General features: G+C 67.6%; 19 protein-coding genes. 4 read left to right on the forward strand and 15 right to left on the reverse strand.

The genetic code is table 11. The features are described from left to right. A partial coding sequence (locus tag JNK68_01745) for a TMEM165/GDT1 family protein (protein ID MBL8539071.1) occupies positions 1–221 on the reverse strand: 221 nt, incomplete at its 3' end. Between the two features lie 70 nt (positions 222–291). On the opposite strand from JNK68_01745, the gene JNK68_01750 reads away from it, so the two are divergent. Continuing rightward, entirely contained in the window at positions 292–1,287 is a 996-nt protein-coding gene (locus tag JNK68_01750; protein MBL8539072.1) for a zinc-dependent alcohol dehydrogenase family protein, read from the forward strand. Here the strand turns inward: JNK68_01750 and JNK68_01755 are convergent. The 7 genes from JNK68_01755 to ilvA all read right to left on the reverse strand — a co-directional run bounded on the left by JNK68_01755 (position 1,284) and on the right by ilvA (position 10,519). Beyond that, positions 1,284–2,588, reverse strand: coding sequence for a protein kinase (locus JNK68_01755; GenBank protein MBL8539073.1), 1,305 nt, complete (start codon positions 2,586–2,588; stop codon positions 1,284–1,286). The genes JNK68_01750 and JNK68_01755 overlap by 4 nt on opposite strands. 78 nt (positions 2,589–2,666) lie before the next feature. After that, positions 2,667–4,076 (reverse strand): hypothetical protein, encoded by a 1,410-nt coding sequence (locus JNK68_01760; GenBank protein MBL8539074.1) that lies wholly within the window; start codon positions 4,074–4,076, stop codon positions 2,667–2,669. Positions 4,077–4,085: 9 nt separating this feature from the next. After that, complete coding sequence (locus tag JNK68_01765) at positions 4,086–4,580, reverse strand: EF-hand domain-containing protein (GenBank protein MBL8539075.1); 495 nt, start codon at positions 4,578–4,580, stop codon at positions 4,086–4,088. Positions 4,581–4,618: 38 nt separating this feature from the next. After that, entirely contained in the window at positions 4,619–5,839 is a 1,221-nt protein-coding gene (locus JNK68_01770) for a multifunctional CCA addition/repair protein (protein MBL8539076.1), read from the reverse strand. Positions 5,840–5,878: 39 nt separating this feature from the next. Next, positions 5,879–6,829, reverse strand: coding sequence for a complex I NDUFA9 subunit family protein (locus JNK68_01775; protein ID MBL8539077.1), 951 nt, complete (start codon positions 6,827–6,829; stop codon positions 5,879–5,881). Between the two features lie 142 nt (positions 6,830–6,971). Beyond that, positions 6,972–8,900, reverse strand: coding sequence for a transglycosylase SLT domain-containing protein (locus tag JNK68_01780; protein ID MBL8539078.1), 1,929 nt, complete (start codon positions 8,898–8,900; stop codon positions 6,972–6,974). Positions 8,901–9,007: 107 nt separating this feature from the next. Continuing rightward, positions 9,008–10,519, reverse strand: a complete 1,512-nt coding sequence (ilvA, locus tag JNK68_01785) for a threonine ammonia-lyase, biosynthetic (protein MBL8539079.1) — start codon at positions 10,517–10,519, stop codon at positions 9,008–9,010. Between the two features lie 142 nt (positions 10,520–10,661). Between ilvA and rpiA the strand changes: the two genes are divergently transcribed. The 3 genes from rpiA to ppx all read left to right on the forward strand — a co-directional run bounded on the left by rpiA (position 10,662) and on the right by ppx (position 13,658). After that, on the forward strand, positions 10,662–11,327 hold the full coding sequence (gene rpiA / locus JNK68_01790; protein ID MBL8539080.1) for a ribose-5-phosphate isomerase RpiA: 666 nt from the start codon (positions 10,662–10,664) through the stop codon (positions 11,325–11,327). Positions 11,328–11,398: 71 nt separating this feature from the next. Further along, positions 11,399–12,106, forward strand: a complete 708-nt coding sequence (gene phoU / locus JNK68_01795) for a phosphate signaling complex protein PhoU (protein MBL8539081.1) — start codon at positions 11,399–11,401, stop codon at positions 12,104–12,106. 34 nt (positions 12,107–12,140) lie between these two features. Further along, positions 12,141–13,658 (forward strand): exopolyphosphatase, encoded by a 1,518-nt coding sequence (gene ppx / locus JNK68_01800; GenBank protein MBL8539082.1) that lies wholly within the window; start codon positions 12,141–12,143, stop codon positions 13,656–13,658. A gap of 114 nt (positions 13,659–13,772) precedes the next feature. On the opposite strand, the gene pap is transcribed toward ppx, so the two are convergent. From pap to JNK68_01835, 7 genes are all read right to left on the reverse strand, one after another. Then, on the reverse strand, positions 13,773–15,251 hold the full coding sequence (pap, locus tag JNK68_01805) for a polyphosphate:AMP phosphotransferase (GenBank protein ID MBL8539083.1): 1,479 nt from the start codon (positions 15,249–15,251) through the stop codon (positions 13,773–13,775). A gap of 11 nt (positions 15,252–15,262) precedes the next feature. Beyond that, complete coding sequence (locus JNK68_01810) at positions 15,263–15,715, reverse strand: histidine phosphatase family protein (GenBank protein MBL8539084.1); 453 nt, start codon at positions 15,713–15,715, stop codon at positions 15,263–15,265. A 68-nt stretch (positions 15,716–15,783) separates the two neighbouring features. After that, on the reverse strand, positions 15,784–17,322 hold the full coding sequence (locus JNK68_01815; protein ID MBL8539085.1) for a CYTH and CHAD domain-containing protein: 1,539 nt from the start codon (positions 17,320–17,322) through the stop codon (positions 15,784–15,786). Positions 17,323–17,379: 57 nt separating this feature from the next. After that, positions 17,380–19,509: a polyphosphate kinase 1 gene (gene ppk1, locus JNK68_01820; GenBank protein MBL8539086.1), complete on the reverse strand. Its 2,130-nt coding sequence runs from the start codon at positions 19,507–19,509 to the stop codon at positions 17,380–17,382. Positions 19,510–19,597: 88 nt separating this feature from the next. Beyond that, positions 19,598–19,873 (reverse strand): oxidative damage protection protein, encoded by a 276-nt coding sequence (locus tag JNK68_01825; protein ID MBL8539087.1) that lies wholly within the window; start codon positions 19,871–19,873, stop codon positions 19,598–19,600. Positions 19,874–19,948: 75 nt separating this feature from the next. Further along, complete coding sequence (argA, locus tag JNK68_01830) at positions 19,949–21,277, reverse strand: amino-acid N-acetyltransferase (GenBank protein MBL8539088.1); 1,329 nt, start codon at positions 21,275–21,277, stop codon at positions 19,949–19,951. A gap of 95 nt (positions 21,278–21,372) precedes the next feature. Then, the gene (locus JNK68_01835) at positions 21,373–22,095 is read right to left on the reverse strand and encodes a 16S rRNA (uracil(1498)-N(3))-methyltransferase (protein ID MBL8539089.1); all 723 of its coding nucleotides are present in this window, start codon (positions 22,093–22,095) and stop codon (positions 21,373–21,375) included. Positions 22,096–22,102 lie beyond the last annotated feature (7 nt).

Below are 22,102 nucleotides of genomic sequence, written 5' to 3' on the forward strand. Positions count from 1 at the left end.
AAACCGACCCCGACGATGAGGATGGAGCGCGGCACCAGGCTCGCGATCCAGTTGCCGACCGCGCCGGCCAGGGCATGGTTGGCCAGCGTGGCCAACAGGATGCCGCCCAATATCGGCCACGGCCGGCGCAGACGCGCCGCCAGCACGAAGGAGAGGAGTTGCGTCTTGTCGCCGATCTCGGCCAGCGCGACCAGCGCCGTGGAAGTGAGCAGTGCCTGCATGGGGGGCGTATGCTAGCAAAGAGAAACAACGGGTGCTGCATCCGCACCTGCGCAGGGGGAGGACGTTACGATGTTCGCGATGGTGATGGACGCCGCACGGCGGCCGCTCGCCGCGCGCGAGTTGCCGATGCCGCAACCGGGTGCGGGCGAGGTGCTGGTGCGCGTGCATGCCTGCGGGGTGTGCCGGACCGACCTGCACGTTGTGGACGGAGATCTCACGCGTCCGAAGCTGCCGCTGGTGCCCGGTCACGAAATCGTGGGCACGGTGCAGGCACTGGGTAGCGGTGTCGAGCAACTCGCGATCGGGCAGCGGGTCGGCATCCCGTGGCTCGGTCACACCTGCGGACGCTGCGACTATTGCCGCGCCGGGCGCGAGAACCTGTGCGACCGGGCGCGCTTCACGGGTTACGACCGCGACGGCGGTTATGCCGAATACACCGTCGCCGACGGCCGCTACTGCTTTCCGCTGCCTGCCGGGTACGACGACGCGCACGCAGCGCCCCTGATCTGTGCGGGGCTCATCGGCTACCGTTCGCTGGTGATGGCGGGTGATGCGCGACGGCTCGGCATCTACGGCTTCGGCGCGGCAGCGCACATCATCGCGCAGGTGGCGGTATGGCAGGGACGCGAGGTGTACGCCTTCACCCGCCCTGGCGACGACGAGGGTCAGCGTTTCGCCGTGGAACTCGGCGCAAAGTGGGCGGGCGAATCCACGGTCGACGCGCCAGAGAAACTCGATGCTGCGCTCATCTTCGCGCCGGTGGGCGGGCTGGTGCCTGCGGCATTGCGGGCGACGGCGAAAGGCGGAACCGTCGTCTGCGCAGGCATCCACATGAGCGACATCCCGGCATTCCCGTACGACATCCTGTGGGGCGAGCGCACCGTGCGCTCAGTGGCGAATCTCACGCGGCGCGATGGGGAGGAGTTTCTCGCGCTGGCGCCACGGGTACCGGTGCAAACCGAGGTTGAGTGCCTGCCGCTCGCCGAGGCGAACGCAGCACTTGCGAACCTGAGAGAGGGGAAGGTGCGCGGCGCGGCGGTGCTGCTGATGCCCGCGGCCGGCTAACGCGCCGCGAGCTTGGCGTGCGCTTCGCTGATGCGGTCGATCAGGATGCGCACGAAGGCCTTGTTGAACTGGTTCTGACAGCCCTGGGAGGCCTGCAGCAGGGCGGCGGCGCGGATCTCCACGACCATGCCGTCGGAGAGCGCGCGAATGGTGGTGGTGCGGCGCGTGGTGGTCTCGGAGAAGTAGAGCATTTCACCGAAGCAGTTGCCGGTGTAGAGCGTGTTGAGATAGGTGCCGCCCCGCGAGACTTCCACTTCGCCGCGGCCGACGATGAAGAAGCTGTCGCCGCTGTCGCCTTCCCGGAGCACGATGGTGTCGCGCGACACCGGTCGCCAGGTTGCGATGCGCACCACTTCCCACAGCTGCACGTCGTCGAAGTCGCGGAAGAAGTCGAGGCGCTTGGCCGAGTTGAACTTCTCCGCGTCGGTGATGTTCGTGCCGCCGACATGCAAGGCCTGAAAGGCGCCGGCCAGGTCCTTGGCGAGATCGATCCAGCTGCCGTAGCGGCCCACGCGCGTCTTCTCGAGGCAGCGCATCACGATGCGTTCGAGCGGCTCTGGCACCTCCGGGCGCAGGGTGCGCAGCGGCGGCGCCTCGTGATTCAGGATCTGGTACGTGAGACTCGCCGTGTTCGTACCGAGGAACGGCAGACGCCCCGTGATGAGCTGGTAGATCACCACGCCCAGCGAATAGATGTCAGTGTGGTGCGTGAGCTGCTCCTCGCGGATCTGCTCGGGTGACATGTAGGCGGGGGAACCGACCCCGCTCAACTGCGTGACCGTGTTGCATTCCTGCAAGGCCGTGCCGAAGTCCGAGAGCTTGATGTCGGTGTCGTTGCTCACCAGGATGTTGGCGGGCTTGATGTCACGGTGAATGACGCCGTGCTGGAATGCGTAATCCAGGGCGCGGTTGCACTTGAAGATCACCTCGACGGCTTTCTCCAGCGGCAGCAGCCGGTCGGCGCGGCAGTACTGCTCGAGGGTGCCGCCCGCCACGTACTCCATCACGATGTAGGTGTAATGCTCTTCCGTCACTGCGTCGTAGATGGCGGCGATGTGCGGATGATTGAGCTTGCCGGCGAGCGAGGACTCGTTCAGGAACACGCGCTGGAAGCGGCGCAGCGCGTTGGCGTCGGTCGTGTTGGGCGGCACGAACACCTTGATGGCGACTTCGCGGTTCGCGAAGGTGTCGCGTGCGTGGAAGACGCGGCTCGTCGCTCCCTGACCGATCTCGCGCAGCACGGGATACTTGCCTATGCGCTCTGGTACACCGGGCTTGAGGAGGGTCGCGGCGGGGCTCATGCAGGGGCGGTGAGAGGATGGACGAACGCGCCCGGCCGATGCAATAGTTGGGCCGGTGTGCGCCAGCCGCGGGCGGGATCAGCGCATCGACGGGGTCGCGAGGCGCGCTTCGAACGTCCGCAACTTTTCCGTGATCGCGTCTCCCATCTGCATCTGCGGGTGTGAAGGTGGGTAGCCCTTGCGTTGCTCCCAGTCGGCGATGGTCTCGGCGGCGCTGCGGTACGCGTCGGTGAAGGAATGGGTGGTCTGCAGCGCGTTGCCGAAGAAGGCGCGGCCGAAATAGGTGAAATCGGCGTCGTCGGAGCAGCCGAACGACGTGTTCTCGGCGTCGGCTGCCGTGATGATCAGCGTGTGATTGTCGCGCAGCGCGCCGATGAAGCTCCCGGAGTAGCAGGCCGAGATCACGATCACGCGCCACTTGATCCCCGCGGCGTCGAGCGCGCGGCGCAGCGCGACGGGATAAAGCGGACGCAGTTCGAGCGGGTCGAGCTTCACTTCGAGCTGACCGGGAAGGCCATGACTGCTGAGGAACAGGAAGAGAATGTCCTCCTCCGGGTTCATGACCTCCCCGACGCGGTCGAGGACCGCCGCGAGATTGCTCGCCGTCGCCATCGGCACCCCGAGCATGGTGGCAGGGTTGTTGACGAGCGTCACCGAACGCCCGCGCGCGTCGAACCGCGTCTCCATCACGTTGCGCGCGGCGTCGACTTCCTGCATGAAGACATCCTGATCGCCGTAGCCGGCAAAGCCGACGAAATAGAGATCGACGATCCCCTGCCGCTCGGGGGAGATTGATTGCAGAGCGCGTGCGAGCAGCTGCGTCTGCCGGCTCAGCACTTCCTCCGACGCTGCCGAAGGCACGGCCTCCGCCGGCGCTTCCTCGTCCGGCATCCAGAGCTCGGCGTACGGCAGGTAGGCCTGCGGCAGACCGGCGACGACGAGCAGCGCGATGGCGGCGAGCGCCAGCTGGCGGACGTCGCGACCACCGACGACGATCAGCGCGGCGGCAAAGACCAGGCCGATCCAGGCGAGGTAGACGAAGTAAAGGGTTTGCGCCGACACGACCCCGCCATCGTCGAGCAGGCCCGCCTGCGCGAGCAGGTCTTCCACCGCGAAGTACGCGGCGAACACGGGGGTGGAAGCAAGCAGAACAATGGGCAGTTCGACCGCGATGGCGTCGCGCCGGTACACCTTGCTGACGAGGTAGGCGGCGAGCAGCAGCACGAGCAGCGGGAAGACACTGCCCGGCAGGGCGTCCCAGTCGATCGAGCCGTCCGGGCCGCCGCTGACCACTCCCACGGCGAGGTTGAGCAGCAGTTGCAGCGCCGCCAGCAATACCAGCTGGTCGGCGGAGAAGCGAAAGTCCGCGCGCGTGAGAGGCCGCCAGAAGGCGAGCCGCACACCGCTTTTCAGGTTCTGCGCGAAATCGGTGAGCGTCTGGCGCAACGAACCGGACGGCAGACCGGTTCCGTCATCGGGCTGCGACAAGGGCAAACCTTAGTTGCCCGTTTCGGCGGCCGGCGGCAGGGTGTTCGGCGCGTCCAGCAGGAGACCCTTCTGTTTTCCCAGAGCCTGTTTCACCTCGGCGAGATCGACCGTGCCGTCCTTGTCCGTGTCGACCACGTTAAAGCGCTTGGCGAGCCCCGGCCAGGAGGCCGCCTCCGACGGGTCGATCTTCCCGTCGTGATCGGTGTCGGCCGCCTTGAAGCGGCGTTCGACACGGTCGGCGCGCCGCTGCATCAGCTGGGTGTGATGTGCTTCCAGTTCCTGCAGATCGACGGTGCCGTCGTGATCGGTATCGATCGCGTCGAATCGACGTGCAAGGCCGGGCATGGCGGCCGCCTCGGATTTGTCCAGCGTGCCGTCACCGTCCTTGTCGGCGGCCTTGAAACTGGCCGCCACGCTGGCGGGCAGGGGTACGGCCGGCGCCGGCGCGGTCTGGGCGAGCGCGGCACCAGCGGTGGCAGAGGCGAGCGTCAGCAGCAAGGCCATTCTGATCATGGGCGGGTTCCGGATGGGTGACGACTTGGTCAGACGAGTTCGGAGCGCAGCGCCTGCTTGATCGCCGCGAGGCGGGCGTCGTGCACCCGCACGCGAATCGCCTCCGCGCCACCTCCGTGGCGGGCCAGCTCGCCGGCATCGACACTCTGCGCGGCGGCGAGCGCGCGGCGCAGGCGTTCGGCCTGCGGGTACGGTGCGTCCCGATAGCCCGCGCGCCCGCGAAAATCCGACTCGCAGGTCGCGAGCAGGGCATCGAAGCGCGGCCGGCGGCGGAACGCGTCGACGGCCTCCAGCATCCTGAGCACGGTCGAGGGATTCAACTCCAGCGCGCGGTGCACGTCGCCGTGGTAGCGCGCGGACAGCAGCGCAAGCTCGCGACAGTCGTTCGGCACCCGGACGCGTTCGCACAGGTCCCGTACGAGTTCGACGCTGCGCGCCTCGTGCCCGGTATGGCGCGGCCACAGGCTGGCAGGTGTGGTTGCCTTGCCGAGATCGTGCGTGAGCGCGGCAAAACGCACCTGGAGGCCGTAGCCGCATGCGGCCGCGTAGTCGATCACCATCATGGTGTGTACGCCGGTGTCCACCTCCGGATGGAAGTCGGCCCGCTGCGGCACGCCGAACAGCGCGTCGACCTCAGGAAGTATGCGCGCCAACGCCCCGCATTCGCGCAGGGTGAAGAACATGCGCGAGGGTTTGTCCTCCATCAGGCCGCGCGCGAGCTCCTGCCACACGCGTTCGGGAACCAGCGCCTCGACCTCGCCGTTGTGGACCATCTCGCTCATGAGGGCGAACGTTTCGGGCGCGACGCGGAAGCCGAAGCGCGCCGCGAAGCGTGCCACCCGCAAGATGCGCACGGGGTCCTCGGCAAAGGCCGGGCTCACGTGCCGCAGGATGCCGGCTTCGAGATCGGCGACGCCGCCGAACGGGTCGATGATGTGTCCCGACTCGTCCTGCGCGATGGCGTTGATGGTGAGGTCGCGGCGCGCGAGATCCGCCTCCAGCGTGACGTCGGGCGCTGTGTGAAACTGGAAGCCCTTGTAGCCTGGCGCGGTCTTGCGCTCGGTGCGGGCGAGCGCGTGCTCCTCATGCGTGTCGGGGTGCAGGAAGACCGGGAAGTCCTTGCCGATCGGACGGAAGCCCAGCCGCATCATCTCTTCCGGCGTGCTGCCGACGACCACGAAGTCCCGGTCCTTCACCGGCAGGCCGAGCAGCGCGTCTCGCACCGAGCCGCCGACGCGATAACGCTTCATCGGTTGCCTCGGCCGGTGGCGACGCTCGTCCGCTTGCGCTCAGCGGCCGGCGCGAACGCGAAAGTCGTGATAGCGGGCGCGCGGATCCTGGTGGCCGAGATAGCGCGGGACGATGGCCTCGATGGGGGCCGGCGCGAAACCGAACACCGCCGGGAAGGGGCAGCCGCACACGCTGTCCTGTTTCATCGAGTAGTAGTTGTCGCGCGTGAGCACCGGCGCGGGCAGCCATTCCATGACGGCTGCCTGCAGATAGGACAGACCCGCTCCGAGCCCGATCACCGGACGCTTGTTGCCGGTGATCTCGCCGACACTCCTGACCAGCTCGCGCAGCGTGTAGACCTTCGGCCCACAGAGGTCGTAGCTCGCACCCACGGTTTCGTCGTTCAGAATGCAGTCCACGAAAACACGTGCGACGTCCTCCACCCAGATCGGCTGAAAGCGCGCGTCCGGCGAGCCGAGTGCCACGGCCGGCGCCAACCCGAGCACCTGAGCGAACAGATTGAGGAAGCGATCACCGCGACCGAAGATCACCGACGGCCGGAAGATCGTCCACGCCAGCGCATGGTCCGCCTCCTTGACCGCGGCCTCGCCCTGGCCCTTGGAGCGCAGGTAGGCGCTCGGTCCGTTCACGTCCGCGTTGAGCGCGCTCATGTGGACATAACGGCCGACGCCTTCACTGCGACAGGCAGCGACGATCTTCCGGGGCAGTTCCGCATGCACGCGGAGGAAGCCACCGGCCACGCCCCGTTCGTGCAGGATGCCGACCAGGTTGATGACGGCGTCGCAGCCGCTCACCAGTTCGTTCAGCCGGGAGCGGTCGTGGACGTCAGCCTCTACGACGCGGACCGTCGGCAGCACCAGCAGCGCTTTTGCGCCTTCGGCATAGCGGGTGGGCACGCGGACGTTGATGCCGCGGGCGGCGAGCAGGGCGACGACGTGGCTGCCGACGAAACCGGAGCCACCGATGACGCAAACCGATCGGAGATTCAGATCCATTGTGGTGTCGGGCATCTGCGGGTGAGGATGGGGCCGTGTCCTGTGCGAGACAGGAAACACGGCGCGTGACAGGGGATTCTATCCGAGATCGGCGCGGCGACGGGGGTTCCGCGCTGCAGACCCCGTTATGCGACGCTCAGGGGGTGTCGCCCAGGGAGCGCTCGGCGACCGCGCCGCGCGCGGGAACGATGCCGAGCCGCTCCTTCAGCGAATGCGACTGGCTCTTCAGTTGAATGGCGTAGTACGCCGCGTTGGCAAGCACCTTCTTGACGTAGTCGCGGGTCTCGTTCAACGGGATCGATTCGGCATAGATCGCGCCCTCCATCGGCGTCGCCGCGCGCCACTGGCGGGCACGGCCGGGGCCGGCGTTGTAGGCGGCCGAAGCGAGCACGGGGCTGCTGTCCAGCAGGTCGTAGACGTAGCGCAGGTAATAGGTGCCCAGCCGGATGTTGGTCTCGATGTCGGTGACCATCGACTGCTGGAAATTGGCCATGCCGATGCGCTGGGCGACCCACTTCGCCGTTGCCGGCATGAGCTGCATCAGCCCCATGGCGCCCGCGCTCGAGCGCACCTCGCTCTGGAACCGGCTCTCCTGACGCATGAGCCCGTACACCCACGCCTCGTCGAGCTGCACCTGACGCGACGAGACGCGTATCGCCTCGCGGAAGGGGAGCGGATAGCGGACCGAGAAATCGTGCAGCGATCGCGTCTTCTCGGCGGTCGCGATGGCGCGGTCGTAGACGCCGTAGCGCTTGGCGACCTCCGCGGCGGCGAGCAGCTGCCCGTCGTCGAGGCCGCGCGTGCCCCACGCCCATTCGCGGATGCCGTCCAGCCGCATGTCGACCCGGTAGAGCGCGATCGACCGCTTGAGGGCCGGCACCTGCGCCATCGCATCGACATCCTCTTTCGGCGGCTGGTAGCTGGCGGGCATTGCCTCGACGACCTCGCCCAGGTCTTCCAGCGCAAGCCGGCCATAGAAGTTCTGCTCGGTGGAGATCGGGGCGAACAGCTGGTTTGCCTCGGCGGCGCGGCCCCGTGCCTTGTAGGCGCGTCCCCGCCAGTAGCGCCAGCTCGTCTCCTGCTTTTCCCTGACCGACATGGCCTCCGTCGCGGCGAGCACGTCTTCCCAGGACTGCGCGCGCAGGGCCATGCGCGCATACCAGCCGAGCTGCTGGTCGCTCTGGCCGCGGGCACCCGCCTCGCGGAACCAGACGAGCGCCTGCGGATCCTGCCGCAGCGCTGCCTGATACGCGATCTGACTGCTCACGTAGCGCTGCTCCTGCACCGGAAAGGTGCCGCGGATCTTCAGCCACTGTTCCCGCGCCTGCTGCGGCGACACCCGTGCGAGCCGGTACAGCGCGAACATCGCGACCTCGCGCCCGGAGCGATTGTTCTGACCCCACGCCCGCTGTTCGAGGAAGCGACGCGGATTGTCGGCGGCGGCATCCAGCATCTTCGGGTCGGGCGAGTCCGCGGGGGGGAGGTAGCCTGCGAGCTTCTTCGCGAGCCCCACCTGGCCTGCCTCCAGCGCGAGGCGCATGCGCGCCCAGACATCCTGCGTGGTGAGCTGACCGCCCGCCAGCATCGCCTCGAAGACTGGCGTACACGCTGCCGGCAGCTCGCGGCCCGAGGCCCACAGCGGCCGCACCGCCGCCATTCCGGAGAGATCACCCTGGCGCATGCCGGCCTGGGCCGCAAAGCAGAGCGTTTCCGGATCGGGCGACGGCACCAGCGGGAACAGCACCTTGAACTGCGCCCAGTCGCCGCGGGTGGCCAGGATCTTCAGGTAGTCGGCGCGCATCCGCTCGCCCACGACCGAGTCGCCGTACTTGGCGAGAAAAGCCTGCACGTCCTCGGGACTGGCGTTGTCGAGATCGAGCTTGAGCTGCCAGTAGGCGACATAGGGTTCGAGCACGTAACCCTGCAGCCCGGATGCGACGCGCGCCAAGCGCGCCCGGTCGTTTGCCTGGAACGCGTTGCGCGCGGTGATGAAGTCTTCATCCTGGCCGGCTGCGACGGTGACGGCCAGAAGGCCGAGCCAGCAGCCGATGATGGCCTTGATCATTGCGGTCGCCCGATGGTGAGCAGGGGGTGCCATTTTACGCTTCGATCCCGGCGCCGGGCGCTTCGGGACGGCCGGCGGACCGGGCGACGCCCAGCTGCCGACCGTTCTCAGCCCAGGTAGAGACGATACGCCGGGTTGCCGGTTTCATCCCAGTAACGGTAGCCGACCTCGTCGAGAAAGGCACGGAATGCGCGCTTGTCCTCGGGCGGCACCTGCATGCCCACCAGAACGCGCCCGTAGTCGGCGCCGTGGTTGCGGTAGTGGAACAGGCTGATGTTCCAGCCCTTGCTCATCGCGTCGAGAAACTTCATGAGCGCGCCGGGGCGTTCCGGAAACTCGAAGCGGTAGACGATCTCGTTCTTCGCCTGCGGGGCGTGGCCGCCGACCATGTGCCGGATGTGCAGCTTCGCCATCTCGTTGCCGCTCATGTCGATGGACTTGAAGCCGTGCTGTTCGAGCAGGCGCACCAGGCGCGCCGTCTCCTTGCGGTCCTGCACCTGCACGCCGGCGAAGACGTGCGCCTCGCGCGCGTCGGCATAGCGGTAGTTGAATTCGGTGATGTTGCGCGGGCCGAGCAGGCTGCAGAACTTCTTGAAGCTGCCGGGCCGCTCGGGGATGGTGACGGCCAGAATCGCTTCGCGCTGCTCGCCGAGTTCCGCGCTTTCCGCCACGAAGCGCAGCCGGTCGAAGTTCATGTTGGCGCCACAGGCGATGGCGACCAGCGTGTGGTTGCGCAGCCGCTCGCGCGCGACGTACTGCTTGATGCCCGCCACGCCGAGCGCACCCGCCGGCTCGAGGATCGAGCGGGTATCCTCGAACACGTCCTTGATCGCCGCACACACGGCGTCGGTGTCGACGAGCAGCACCTCGTCGACGAGCTCGCGGCACAGGCGAAAGGTCTCCTCGCCAACCTGTTTGACCGCCACGCCGTCACAGAACAGCCCGACCTGGGCGAGCCGCACGCGATGCCCGGCCTGCAGCGAGCGGTACATGGCGTCGGCGTCCGCCGGTTCGACGCCGATCACCCGAATCTCCGGGCGCAGCCGCTTGACATACGCGGCGATGCCGGAGATCAGTCCGCCGCCGCCGATCGCCACGAAGATGGCCTCGATCGGTCCGGTGTGCTGGTGCAGGATCTCCATGGCGATGGTGCCCTGTCCGGCGATCACGTCGGGATCGTCGTACGGGTGCACGAAGGTGAGCTTCTCGCGCTTCCCGATCTCCTGGGAGTGCTGATAGGCCTCGTCGTACGAATCGCCGAACAGCACCACCCGCGCGCCGCGCCCGACCACCGCCTGCACCTTGATCTGCGGCGTGGTGGCCGGCATGACGATGGTCGCGCGGCAGCCGAGCCTCTGCGCGGCGAGCGCGACACCCTGGGCGTGATTGCCCGCGGATGCGGCGATCACGCCGCGCCGGAGTGCGGACGCCGGCAGGCGCGCCATCTTGTTGAAGGCGCCGCGCAGCTTGAACGAGAAGACCTGCTGCGCGTCCTCGCGCTTGAGCAGCACGTTGTTCTTGAGCCGCGCCGACAGGTTCGGCGCCACTTCGAGAGGACTCTCGACGGCTACGTCGTACACGCGAGCAGTGAGAATCCGCTCGAGATAGTCGATCTTCATGTTTTCCCGCGAAAAGCGACGGAGCGTAGCAGGTTTCTCCGGGCATCAGAAGCCGGCGCAGGCCGCAAGCAAATTGTCCCGGGCGCCGCTTGCGGCTATGCTTGGCCCTCATGTTCCCACACCTGTCTGCCCATATCCGATCATGAGCGCCGCCGACGATCTCAAACGCGCGGTCGCCGAGGCGGCCATCGCGCACGTGCCTGCGGGCGGTGTCGTCGGTGTCGGCACCGGCAGCACCGCCAACTTCTTCATCGACGCACTGGGCCGGATGAAGCAGCGCGTCGACGCCGCGGTGGCGAGTTCCGAGGCGAGCGCGGCCCGGCTCAGGTCGGTCGGCATCGAAGTGGTCGATTTGAACAGCGTCGAGACGCTGCGCGTGTATGTCGATGGCGCGGACGAGATCACGCGCCGGCTGCACATGATCAAGGGCGGCGGCGGCGCGCTCACGCGCGAGAAGATCGTCGCCCAGGTCGCGCAGACGTTTGTCTGTATCGCCGACGAAAGCAAGCTCAAGGGCGTGCTCGGCCGCTTTCCGCTGCCGGTCGAGGTGATCCCGATGGCGCGCGCGCTCGTCGCACGCGAGATGGTGAAACTGGGCGGTGTGCCGCGGCTGCGCGAAGGTTTCGTCACCGACAACGGCAACGTGATTCTCGACGTGCACGACCTCGCGATCAACGATCCCGTCGAACTCGAGGCGTTCATCGACCAGATTCCCGGGGTCGTCACCAATGGTCTCTTCGCGCGGCGCGGCGCCGACGTTCTGCTGCTTGGCACGGCGCACGGCGTCGACACGCTGACTGTGGCCTGACCGGCGCTGCCACGAAACTGTCATGATGGACTGATAGGTTTCCAAGTTAACGCGATTATCGGACTCGAGCCATGACCGGCGATCACCATACTTCGAAGCAGTACGACGCGGAACTGGAGGCGCTGCGCTCGCGCGTCCTGCAGATGGGCGGGATGGTGGAGCAGCAGATCATGCGCTCGATCGACGCAATATCCTCCTGCAACCTCGCGCTCATCGAGCAGATCGTCGCCGACGACCACAAGGTGAATGCGCTGGAGGTCGAGATGGATGACATGTGCAACCATGTCATCGCGCGCCGGCAACCGGCGGCCGGCGATCTGCGGCTCATCATGGCAGTGGTGAAGACGGTGACCGATCTGGAGCGCATCGGCGACGAGGCCGAGAAGATCGCGCGCATGGCCAAGCTCGTCTGCGAGGTCGATCGCCTGCACACGCCCCGCTTCACCGAGATCCGCCGCATGGGCGATCTCGCGCTCGGCATGGTCCGCATGGCGCTGGATGCCTTCGCCCGTCTCGATCCCTCGACCGCGACCAAGGTGGCGCGCGAGGACATGCTGCTCGACGAGGAGTTCCGCGCGATCCTGCGCCAGCTCATCACCTTCATGATGGAGGATCCGCGCACGATCTCGCTCTGCCTCGAGATCGTCTTCGCGGCGAAGGCGCTCGAGCGCATCGGCGACCACGCCAAGAACATCTCCGAATACGTCATCTTTCTGGTGAAGGGCAAGGACGTGCGCCATACCACGGTCGAGCAGCTCGAACGGGAAGCGCTGAGCTAGCCAGCCGTCAACGTCGATCCAGTCTGTCGCTCCCATGCCCGGCTACTCCAGCATCGCCGCCGTCGACCTCGGCTCGAACAGTTTCCGGCTGCAGGTCGCGAAGGTCATCGAGGACCGCATCTATCCGCTCGACGCACTGAGCGAGAAGGTTCGGCTCGCGGCGGGACTCACCCCGGAAAAGTACCTCGACGAAGCATCGCAGGAGCGCGCGCTCGACTGCCTGCGCCGCTTCGGCGAGCGCATCCGCGGCCTCGACCGGCATGCGGTGCGCGCGGTCGGCACCAACTCCCTGCGCGTCGCCAAGAACGCGGCGCAGTTCGTGCGCCGCGCGGAACTCGCGCTGGGCTTCCCGATCGACGTGGTGGCGGGGCGCGAAGAGGCGCGCCTGATCTACCTCGGCGTTGTCCACAGCCTGCCGCCGTCGAATGCAAGGCGCCTGGTGGCGGACATCGGCGGCGGCTCCACGGAGTTCATCATCGGCGCCGGGCTCGAACCGCGCAAGCTCGAAAGCCTGTACATGGGGTGCGTGAGCCACAGTCTCCGCTACTTTCCTTCCGGCAAGGTCACGAAGGGCAATTTCGCCAAGGCGGAACTCGCGGCGCGCGGCGAACTCGAGGTCATCGCCGCCGAGTTCTCCGCCGGCAACTGGCAGCAGGCCATCGGATCCTCGGGGACGGCGCGCGCCATCGCCGAGATCCTGCAGCTGAACGGCTGGGGCTCGGGCGACATCACGGCCAAGGGGCTCGACCACCTGCGCGCCTCCCTGCTCAAGGCGGGCGACATCAACACGATCTCCCTGCCGGGCTTGCGGCCCGACCGGGTGCCCGTGCTGCTCGGCGGCTTCGCCATCATGGCGGCCATCTTTGCCGAGCTCCAGGTGAAGCGCATGACGGTCGCCACCGGCGCCATGCGCGAAGGCATCCTCTACGATCTGGTCGGCCGTTTTCACCATCGCGACCTGCGCGACGGAACGGTGCAGCAGTTCATGCGGCGCTATCACGTCGACGCTGGACATGCCGGGCGCGTGGAGCGACTGGCGGTCGACTTCTTCGAACAGATCGCCAGCACCGCGAAGCTCGATGTCGAGAACCACGAGCAGATGCTGCGCTGGGCTGCGCGCCTGCACGAAGTCGGCCTCGCCATCGCGCACTCGGGGTACCACAAGCATTCCGACTACATCCTGCGCAACGCCGACATGCCCGGCTTTTCGCGCATGGAACAGGCGCACCTCGGCCTGATCGTGCTCGGCCACCGCGGCGGACTCAAGAAGATGCAGGGACTGCTCGACGGCCCCGAACGACTGCTGCCGACGCTCGCCCTGCGGCTGGCCGCCCTCTTCTATCGCTCGCGCGTCGGCGTCACGCCGCCCGACATCCGGCTCACGGTCGCCGGGCAGCGGATCGAGATCGCGCTCGACGAGGGCTGGCTGGCGGAGCATCCGCTCACTGCCGCCGCGCTGGAGAACGAGATCGCCGAGTGGAAGACTCTCGGCATCAGGCTCGCCATCGTGCCGATCCGCGCGAGCGTACCGAGCGCTGCAGTCGCCGGCTGAACCGGTCGCACGCTGGCCGGCGCGGTACAGCGGACGGCGCCCGGGAAAGCGTTTGTGGCTACGCGCCGTGTCGCCCCGCGCGGGCGAGACCGCGAGCGCCCTGCGGTGTCATTCTTACAGCGCGGCCTCGATGCGCTCGCACAGCGTCTTCAGGACCTTCACGCGGGCGTGCAGCTTGTCGTTCGCCTCCACCAGCGTCCACGGCGCGTATTCCGTGCTGGTGCGATCGACCATGTCGCACACGGCATCCACGTACTGATCCCATTTCTTGCGGTTGCGCCAGTCTTCCTCGGTGATCTTGAAGCGTTTGAACGCCGTGTTCTCGCGCTCCTTGAAGCGGCGCTCCTGTTCGTCCTTGCTGATGGCGAGCCAGAACTTCGTCACCACGATGCCATAGGCGGAGAGTCGTGATTCGAAGTCGTTGATCTCGCCGTAGGCCCGCATCCAGTCGTCGACCGAGCAGAACCCCTCGACCCGTTCGACCAGGACCCGCCCGTACCACGATCGGTCGAATATCCCGATGCCGCCGCGCCCCGGGATGTGGCGCCAGAAACGCCAGAGATAGGGATGGGCGCGCTCCTCGTCGCTCGGCGCCGCGATCGGGTGCACCTCGTAGGCGCGAGCGTCGAGTGCCGAGGTGACGCGGCGAATGGCGCCGCCCTTGCCGGCGGCGTCGTTGCCCTCGAACGCCGCCAACAGCGCGATCTTTGAAAATTCGGGCGAACGCGTCAGCGTACCGAGACGCGCCTGCCAGCGAGCGAGGTCCGCCTTGTACTCGTCGCGCTCGAGCTGCTTCGTGAGATCGAGGCTCTCCAGCAGATTCGGACCCTTGGCGGTGTCGACGAGCACCCCCGACTTGCGCCCGGCCGTCTTCACCTTCTTCTGGGCGAGTCTTTCCTGCAGCGCCTTCAGGACGACGGTGCCGACGGTGAGGTTGCGGTAGCGCTCGTCGGTACCTTCGACGACGATCCACGGCGCCTGCGCGGTGCTCGTCTCGCGCAGGCCGAGCTCTGCCACCTCCTTCAACTCGTCGTAGCGCTTGTAGGTTTCCTCGTCTTCCTTCGTCACGCGCCAGCGCGTTTCCGGGTGCTTTGCCAGGGCCTTGTTGCGTTTCTGGAAGTTCTTCTTCGAAAGGTGCATCCAGAACTTGAGAATGAGCATGTCCTCGTTGGCGAGCATCTCCTCGTGATGCTTGATGGCCGCGAGGTAGCGCTCGAAATGGTCAGCCGATGTATAGCCCAGGATGCGCGGCACGAAGGCTTCCCCGTACCAGCCGTTGAACTGGATGCCAATGCGTCCCTTCGGCGGCAGCGTCCGCCAGTAGCGCCAGGCCGGCGGCCGCGCCCGCTCCTCGTCGGTGCGGGCACGGAAGGCCTTGACCATCAGGTGGCGCGGGTCCAGCCACTCCTTGAGCACGTTCACCATTTCCGAGCGGCCCGCGCCTTCCGGGCCGGAGATGATGAGCAGCACGGAGAAGGCGCCCGACTCGTGCAGGTCGAACTGCGCGTTGAGGAGCGCCTCGCGCAGCTTCGGCTCCTCTTTCTTGTAGGTGGTCTTGTCGACCTTGTGGCCAAGCTCGGCGGACTCGAACATGCGTCGTCTCCTTAGACGAGATCGGGACCGATGACGGCCCGCAATAGGGTTTCACTGCCGGCCGCGCGATCGCGGCGGGTGAACCACCACAGTGCGCCCTTGCGGATCCCCCAGCTCGACACCTTGCCGGGGAGCAGCCGCGCCGCCACCTCGCCGAGCGTTGGCTGATGGCCGACGACCACTACGGTCCCGCCCTGGTCGGGCCATCCCGCGGCGTCGAGAATGGAGTCCGCTGACGCGGCAAGGCCGACGCCGGCAACCGTCTCGAAGCGTCGCTTGAGTGCAGCTGCCGTCTGCTGCGCGCGCGCGGCGGGACTCACGAGGATGCGGGCGTCGTCCGGCAGCCGCTCGGCCAGCCAGGCGCCGACCTTCTCCGCCTGCTTGCTCCCCTTGGCGGTGAGCTTGCGCCCGCTGTCCGGAACGGCGTCCTCCGCCTCCGCGTGGCGCCACAGGATGAGGTGCATGTCTGCTCCGGCTGGGGCTTGCGCCCGTTCATTCTGCTGGAATGGTACCGAACTCGCCCGGCGGCGTCTCAACGCCAGAACGGCTTCGCGTCCTCGAACCGTTCCCAGACTTCGTTGAGGTGCCCCAGACGTTCGAGCATGAACTGCCGGGTCCAGCCGGAGACGATGCCGCTCGCTTCCGCATACGACGGATCGGGATGGCGCGCCGCCAGCTCCTGCAAAAGCCGCCCGGTCACGGCCGCGTCGTTCAGCACGCCGAGCACGGTCTGCAGACCGGCGAGGCCGCGCGCGTAGGTGCGCACGGCATCGGGCTCGAAAATCGGGCCGAAGAACTCCGCGCAGTAGCGCAGCTTCTTCACCGCGATGCGCAGCCGATGGCGCTCCTCGGGTGAGAAGCTCGCGTGATCGCGACCGCGTCGCTTGACCCGGCGATGCCGCCGCTGCAGCACGCGTTCCGCAAACGTCTGGAGCGGCTCGGCGAGAATCGGCAGGGCGTCCTCGGGCATCACCGTGCGCCACTTCTCGCAGGCGAGCCATGCGCCTAGCCGCAGCAGCAGGCGCTCGTAGCGTTCCGAGGCCACCGCTTGCTGCGCACCGCGATTGCCTTCGGCGCGCAGCTCGGTGACCGCCTGCGCCAGCCGCGCAAGTCCCTCGTGCGCCGGGAAGGCGTCGGCGATGGGCGGCAGCGTCTCGGTGGCGAGCACGTCCCAGTCGCGTGCCGGGCCCAGACTGCCGGCGATCCAGCGGATCTCGTCGATGGCGGGCTGACAGGCCGGCCGCGGCAGCACCGAGCCGAACACGCTGAAGACGGAGCGCAGCCGCCGCAGCCCGACGCGCATCTGGTGCACGTACTCCGGGTCGGCGTCAGCCGCGAGGATGCCGCGTTCGTTCGCCTGGGCGTGAGCGAGACAGCTGAAGGCGATGGTCTGGAATGCGGCCGAGATCGGCTGGTTGGCCACGATCTCCGGGGCGCTCGCGCGCGCCGGAGCAGCGCTCACGGTGCCGGCCAGCGCGTGTCCGCGCTCGGCCTTGCTGCGGTTCTCGATGCGCAGCCGGACTTTGTCCTGCAGCGCGAGCGCGAGCGCGTAGACGTCCTCGATGGCGCCCGACTTGAGCTCCAGTTCGAGCTCGCAGATCGGCTCGGCGCGCTCGCCCGCGCGCACTTCGCCGCGGTCCAGCGCAAACTCGATTTCCGCGCGTTCGGTCTTGAGCAGGCGCAGCGTGCGGCGCACGTCGGTGATGAAGAGGGGAGCGAGCCGGGTGGCGACTTCCGGGCTGGCGAAGAGCGCCGCGACCGGCGTGGTCGCCAGCGCCAGGAGGTTAAGATGACCGTCGGGCGCCGGCGCCTCGTACTCCGGGCGATCGTGCAGACCGCCTTCCACCCGCCCTTCTTCCTTCACCGTCTGCACCCAGCGCCGGCCCTGTTTGCGCACGCGCAGCGCCACCTTGCTCTGCGCGAGCGTGTGCTCCGGCGTGTCGTAGTAGACACCGTAATAGCGCTGGGTGTGCGGGCCCTTGACCGTGGCGGCCGCCAGGAGCGGCTCGCGTGCGAGCGCGCGGGCTGCTTCGGGCGAGAGGGTCAGCTTGAGCTCGATCTCGGCGGACATGGCGTGCCCGTCAGCCGGGTGCGGCGGCGTGTCGCAGGAGCAAAGGCCTGACGGCCGTCAGGCCGCCGCGGCTGCAGGCGGCACCACCACCTCCTTGGCCGGCGGCGGTTCGGGTGTGAGCGTGCCGAGTTGCTCCAGCAGGACCACCTGCGAGGCGAACGAGCGCCCGCCGCGGCGCGGTGTGCGGCGATGGTAACGCCCGTTCGAATCCATCTCCCACGCCTGCGTGTTGTCGGTGAGGCAAGCCTTGATGCTCTCGTTGATCACCCGCTTCCGCAGCTTGGGATCGAGGATCGGGAACGCGGTCTCGATGCGCCGGAAGAAATTGCGATCCATCCAGTCCGCGCTCGCGAGATAGACCTCGCCCGTGCTGTGGAACCAGAACACGCGGTGATGCTCCAGGAAACGACCGATGATGGAGCGCACGCGGATGTTCTCGGACTGACCCGGCACGCCCGGCCGCAGCGCGCACACCCCGCGCACGATCAGGTCGATCTTCACCCCGGCGTTGGACGCATCGTAGAGCGCGGCGATGATCTCGGGCTCGAGCAGCGCATTCATTTTCGCCGAGATGCCGGCCGGCTCGCCGGCCAGAGCCGCCTGCGCTTCCCGCCGGATCGCCGCCAGCATGTTCCGGTGCATGGTGAACGGCGACTGCCACAGGTAGTTGTGCTCGCCCGCCTGCCCCAGACCGGTCAACTGGATGAAGATGTCGTTGACGTCGGACGTGATGCCGTCGTTGCAGGTGAGCAGCCCGAAGTCGGTGTACATCGTCGCCGTGCGCGAGTGGTAGTTGCCGGTACCCAGGTGCACGTAGCGGCGCAGCCCGTCCGGCTCGCGCCGTACCACCATGGCGAGCTTGGCGTGGGTCTTGTACCCCACCACGCCGTAGACGACGTGGGCGCCGACTTCCTCGAGCTGCTTCGCCCAGCCGATGTTCGCTTCCTCGTCGAAGCGCGCCAGCAGTTCGAGGACGACCGTCACCTCCTTGCCGCTCTGCGCGGCCTGCATGAGATGCCGCATGAGCTCCGAATCGGCCCCGGTGCGGTAGACGGTCTGCTTGATCGCGACGACGTTCGCATCGCGCGCTGCCTGCGCGATGAAGTTCACCACCGGCCGGAAGGACTGATACGGATGGTGCAGCAGGACGTCCTGCTCGCGCATGACGTCGAAGAGGTCGCGGTCGCCCTTGAGCGCGTCGGGAATGCCCGGGTTGAAGGAACGGAACTTGAGGTCGTTGCGATCGACCTTGTCCGGCACCGCCATCAGGCGCACGAGATTGACCGGCCCGTTCACGCGGTACAGATCTTCCTCGTCTAGGTCGAACTGCTCCAGCAGGAAGTCGGACAGCGTCCGCGGGCAGGTGTCCGAGACCTCGAGGCGCACGGCATCGCCGAAGCGCCGCTGCGGCAGTTCGCTCTGCAGCGCCTCGCGCAGGTCCTTGACTTCCTCCTCGTCGACGAAAAGGTCGCTGTTGCGGGTGACGCGGAACTGATAGCAGCCGACCACGTTCATGCCGGCGAAGAGCTCGTGCATGTTCTCGTGCAGCACGGACGACAGGAACACGAAGCCGTGGTCGCATCCGGCGACCTCCCGCGGCAGCTTGATCGCCCGCGGCAGCACCCGCGGCGCCTGCACGATGGCGAAGCCGGACTGGCGCCCGAAGGCGTCCTTGCCTTCGAGCTGCACGGCGAGATTGAGACTCTTGTTGAGGAGCCGCGGAAAGGGGTGCGCCGGATCGAGCCCGATCGGCGTCAGCACCGGCATGATCTCGCGCAGGAAGTGGTCGCGCACCCAGGCGCGCTGCGCCTCGGTCCAGTCCTGGCGGCGAAAGAAGCATATGCCTTCGGCGTCGAGTTTCGGCAGGACGACGTCGTTCAGCAGCTCGTACTGGTGGTCGACCAGCTCGTGGGCGGTCAGGGAAACCTGTTTCAGCAGCGTGCTCGTCGTGTAGCCGCCGCCTTTCGGGATGTCCTGTCCCTCGTCCAGTTCGGCGTGAAGGCCGGCGACGCGAATCTCGAAGAACTCGTCGATCAGGCTCGAAACGATGCAGAGGAAGCGCAATCGCTCCAGCAGCGGTACGGCGTCGTCCTCGGCCTGCGCGAGAACGCGGCGCACGACTTCGAGCAGGGACAGCTCACGATTGATGAGCAATGTCGTGGGAGGGGCGACGACCTTGTGGCGCATGTCGGTGCTTACCAGTGAAAGGGACGCGTCGGGTGTTGGCGGTGCGATCGATCCCGCGCGCGTCATGTTCGGGCTCCGGTCGGAAGGACTACTTCGGCGAGGGTGGGACGTACCCCGTGGGCATTTCCGCGCCGGCACCGAAGAAGTACTGTTCCATCTGCGCGTGCAGGTACTTGCGCGCCTTCGCGTCGGCCAGGTTCAGGCGGTTCTCGTTGACCAGCATCTTCTGGTGTTCGAGCCAGGCCTTCCACGCCGGCTTGGATACGTGCTCGAAGATCCTGAGTCCCATCTCGCCCGGATAAGGTGGAAAGTCCAGCCCTTCCGCTTCCCTGCCCAGCTTGATGCATTGCACGACTCTCGACATTTGACCTCCCTGTAGCCTGTTGCGGCGCCGCCGGTATGGCACGTCGCCCGCGCGTAAGTTCACCGCGCGGTTTCCTCACTTGCCCCCCTTGAGCGACTTGATGAGCACCTTTGAGTTGCGTTGCAGATTGTAGATCGCCTGCTTCTTCGCGGGGAGTTCGTCCACCCCCGCCTCGACGAAGCCGCGCTCGATGAACCAGTGCGTTGCGCGCGTCGTGAGCGCAAAGAGCCGGTTGAAGCGGCGCCGGCGTGCCTCGTCCTCGATGAATTCGAGCAGACGCTCGCCGACACCCGCGTCGCGGCGGCTGGGCTGCACGGCGAGGCCGGCGAGCTCCGCCGAGCGGGATTCCGGAAACGGATAGAGCGCGCCGCAGCCGATGATGATGCCATCGTGCTCGACGACGAAGAAGTGACCGATCTCGCGCTCGATCAGCTCGCGCCCGCGCTTGACGAGCACGCCTTCGCGTTCCAGCGGCTCGATCAGCAGCAGGATCCCGCCGACATCCTCGATGCGCGCCGGTCGCAGCGTCTCCAGCGGGTCCTGCGTCAGCATGCTGCCCACCCCTTCCTGGGAGAAGAGTTCGAGCAGCAGCGCGCCTTCGCGATCGCGGTCGAGAAAATGGGCACGCCGCACGCCGTTCTTCACTGCGGCGATCGCCGGCGGCAGATAGAGCTGCACGTCGATCGCCAGCCGCGTCGGGCGCGCGAGGAGCTTCTCGGCATCCGACACGGTGAGCTCACGCAGCAGCTGTCCCTTGGCGTTGGCGATTCCGGGGCCTTCCAGCAGGAAGATGAGCTTGTCGGCGCGCAGGGCTACCGCCACCGCGGCGGCGACGTCCTCCACCGTCAGGTTGAAGATTTCGCCGGTCGGCGAATAGCCGAGCGGCGACACCAGCGCGATCTCGCCGTCGACGAGACGCGCCTGCAGCATGTCGGCGTTGACCTTGCGCACCTCGCCGGAATACTGCAGATCGACGCCATCCAGCACCCCGCGCGGGCGGGCGATGATGAAGTTGCCGCTGGCAACGCGGATGGTCGAGTTCGCCATCGGCGAGTTGGGCAGTCCCATCGAGAGCAGCGCCTCGATCTCGAGACGCACCCGTCCGTTCGCCTCCTTCACGCACTTGAGCGTTGCCTCGTCCGTCACGCGGATGTCGCGCACGTAGCGCGGGTGCAGTCCCCGCTCCTCCATCAAGGCGTCGATCTGCGGGCGGGTGCCGTGCACGAGCACGAGGCGCACGCCCAGGCTCGCCAGCAGGTTGAGATCCTGCACGATCTGCGCGAAGCGTCCGTCGGCCACCACCTCGCCGTCGAAGGCGATGACGAAGGTGCCGCCGCGGAAGACGTGCACGAAAGGCGCGGCGGCGCGCACCCATTGCACGAAGGTCTCGGAGAGGGCCGGCATGGCTTGTTATTCGGTCGAACCTCCGCGTGGGAGGCGTCGCTCCATGGTAGTGGAATCCGCCGGCCGCGAACATCGGCGGGTTCCCCGGACGTCGCCTAGAAATCGCCCCACAGCGCGTGCAGCGCAGCGAGCGCGGCGAGCGCCGCCGTCTCTGTGCGCAGGATGCGCGGACCCAGGCGCACCGGGTGGAAGCCGCACTGCTGCGCGTCCATGCGCTCCTGCGGCGTCAGCCCGCCTTCCGGTCCGGCAAGCAGCAGGATGGCGCCTGCCGGACGCTCGAGGTCGCGCAGCGAATCGGCCGCGTCGGGCGAGAGCAGGAGTTTCAAGGGAAACGCCGCGGCCCGCGCGGGCAGGGCGGAGAACCATTCGGCCACCGCGCAGGGGCGGGTGACCTGCGGCACACGGTCGCGGCCGCACTGCTCGCAGGCGCTCACGCATACGCGCTGCCAGTGCGCACGGCGGCGCTCGGCACGCTCGGGGTCGAGGCGGACGACGCTGCGCATCGTGACCACCGGCTCGATGCCGACGACCCCCAGTTCCACCGCTTTCTGCAGCGTGTAGTCCATACGCTCGCCGCTGGATACGCCCTGCGCGAGATGCACCGCGAGCGACGCCTCCCGCTCCACCGCACGCCAGCTCCCGACCTCCACCGTGACGCCGTCGCGCCCGCTGCCGGTGATGATCGCGTCATGCTCGCCGCCGCGGCCGTCGAAGAGCACGACCGGCGCCCCGGGCCGCAGCCGCAGGACGCGCACGAGATGGTGACCGGCCGCCTCGGGCAGCACGATGCGGGCGCCGGCGGCGAGATGCGGCGGCACGTAAACG

It is taken from the genome of Betaproteobacteria bacterium, from assembly GCA_016791345.1.
GTDB lineage: Bacteria > Pseudomonadota > Gammaproteobacteria > Burkholderiales > JAEUMW01 > JAEUMW01.

Excerpts from the sequence above, each read along its gene's own strand:
- JNK68_01750 (MBL8539072.1), top strand. The coding sequence starts at position 292 with ATGTTCGCGATGGTGATGGACGCCGCACGGCGGCCGCTCGCCGCGCGC.
- JNK68_01755 (MBL8539073.1), bottom strand. The coding sequence starts at position 2,588 with ATGAGCCCCGCCGCGACCCTCCTCAAGCCCGGTGTACCAGAGCGCATA.
- JNK68_01765 (MBL8539075.1), bottom strand. The coding sequence starts at position 4,580 with ATGGCCTTGCTGCTGACGCTCGCCTCTGCCACCGCTGGTGCCGCGCTC.
- JNK68_01770 (MBL8539076.1), bottom strand. The coding sequence starts at position 5,839 with ATGAAGCGTTATCGCGTCGGCGGCTCGGTGCGAGACGCGCTGCTCGGC.
- JNK68_01780 (MBL8539078.1), bottom strand. The coding sequence starts at position 8,900 with ATGATCAAGGCCATCATCGGCTGCTGGCTCGGCCTTCTGGCCGTCACC.
- ilvA (MBL8539079.1), bottom strand. The coding sequence starts at position 10,519 with ATGAAGATCGACTATCTCGAGCGGATTCTCACTGCTCGCGTGTACGAC.
- rpiA (MBL8539080.1), top strand. The coding sequence starts at position 10,662 with ATGAGCGCCGCCGACGATCTCAAACGCGCGGTCGCCGAGGCGGCCATC.
- phoU (MBL8539081.1), top strand. The coding sequence starts at position 11,399 with ATGACCGGCGATCACCATACTTCGAAGCAGTACGACGCGGAACTGGAG.
- ppx (MBL8539082.1), top strand. The coding sequence starts at position 12,141 with ATGCCCGGCTACTCCAGCATCGCCGCCGTCGACCTCGGCTCGAACAGT.
- pap (MBL8539083.1), bottom strand. The coding sequence starts at position 15,251 with ATGTTCGAGTCCGCCGAGCTTGGCCACAAGGTCGACAAGACCACCTAC.
- JNK68_01810 (MBL8539084.1), bottom strand. The coding sequence starts at position 15,715 with ATGCACCTCATCCTGTGGCGCCACGCGGAGGCGGAGGACGCCGTTCCG.
- JNK68_01815 (MBL8539085.1), bottom strand. The coding sequence starts at position 17,322 with ATGTCCGCCGAGATCGAGCTCAAGCTGACCCTCTCGCCCGAAGCAGCC.
- ppk1 (MBL8539086.1), bottom strand. The coding sequence starts at position 19,509 with ATGCGCCACAAGGTCGTCGCCCCTCCCACGACATTGCTCATCAATCGT.
- JNK68_01825 (MBL8539087.1), bottom strand. The coding sequence starts at position 19,873 with ATGTCGAGAGTCGTGCAATGCATCAAGCTGGGCAGGGAAGCGGAAGGG.
- argA (MBL8539088.1), bottom strand. The coding sequence starts at position 21,277 with ATGCCGGCCCTCTCCGAGACCTTCGTGCAATGGGTGCGCGCCGCCGCG.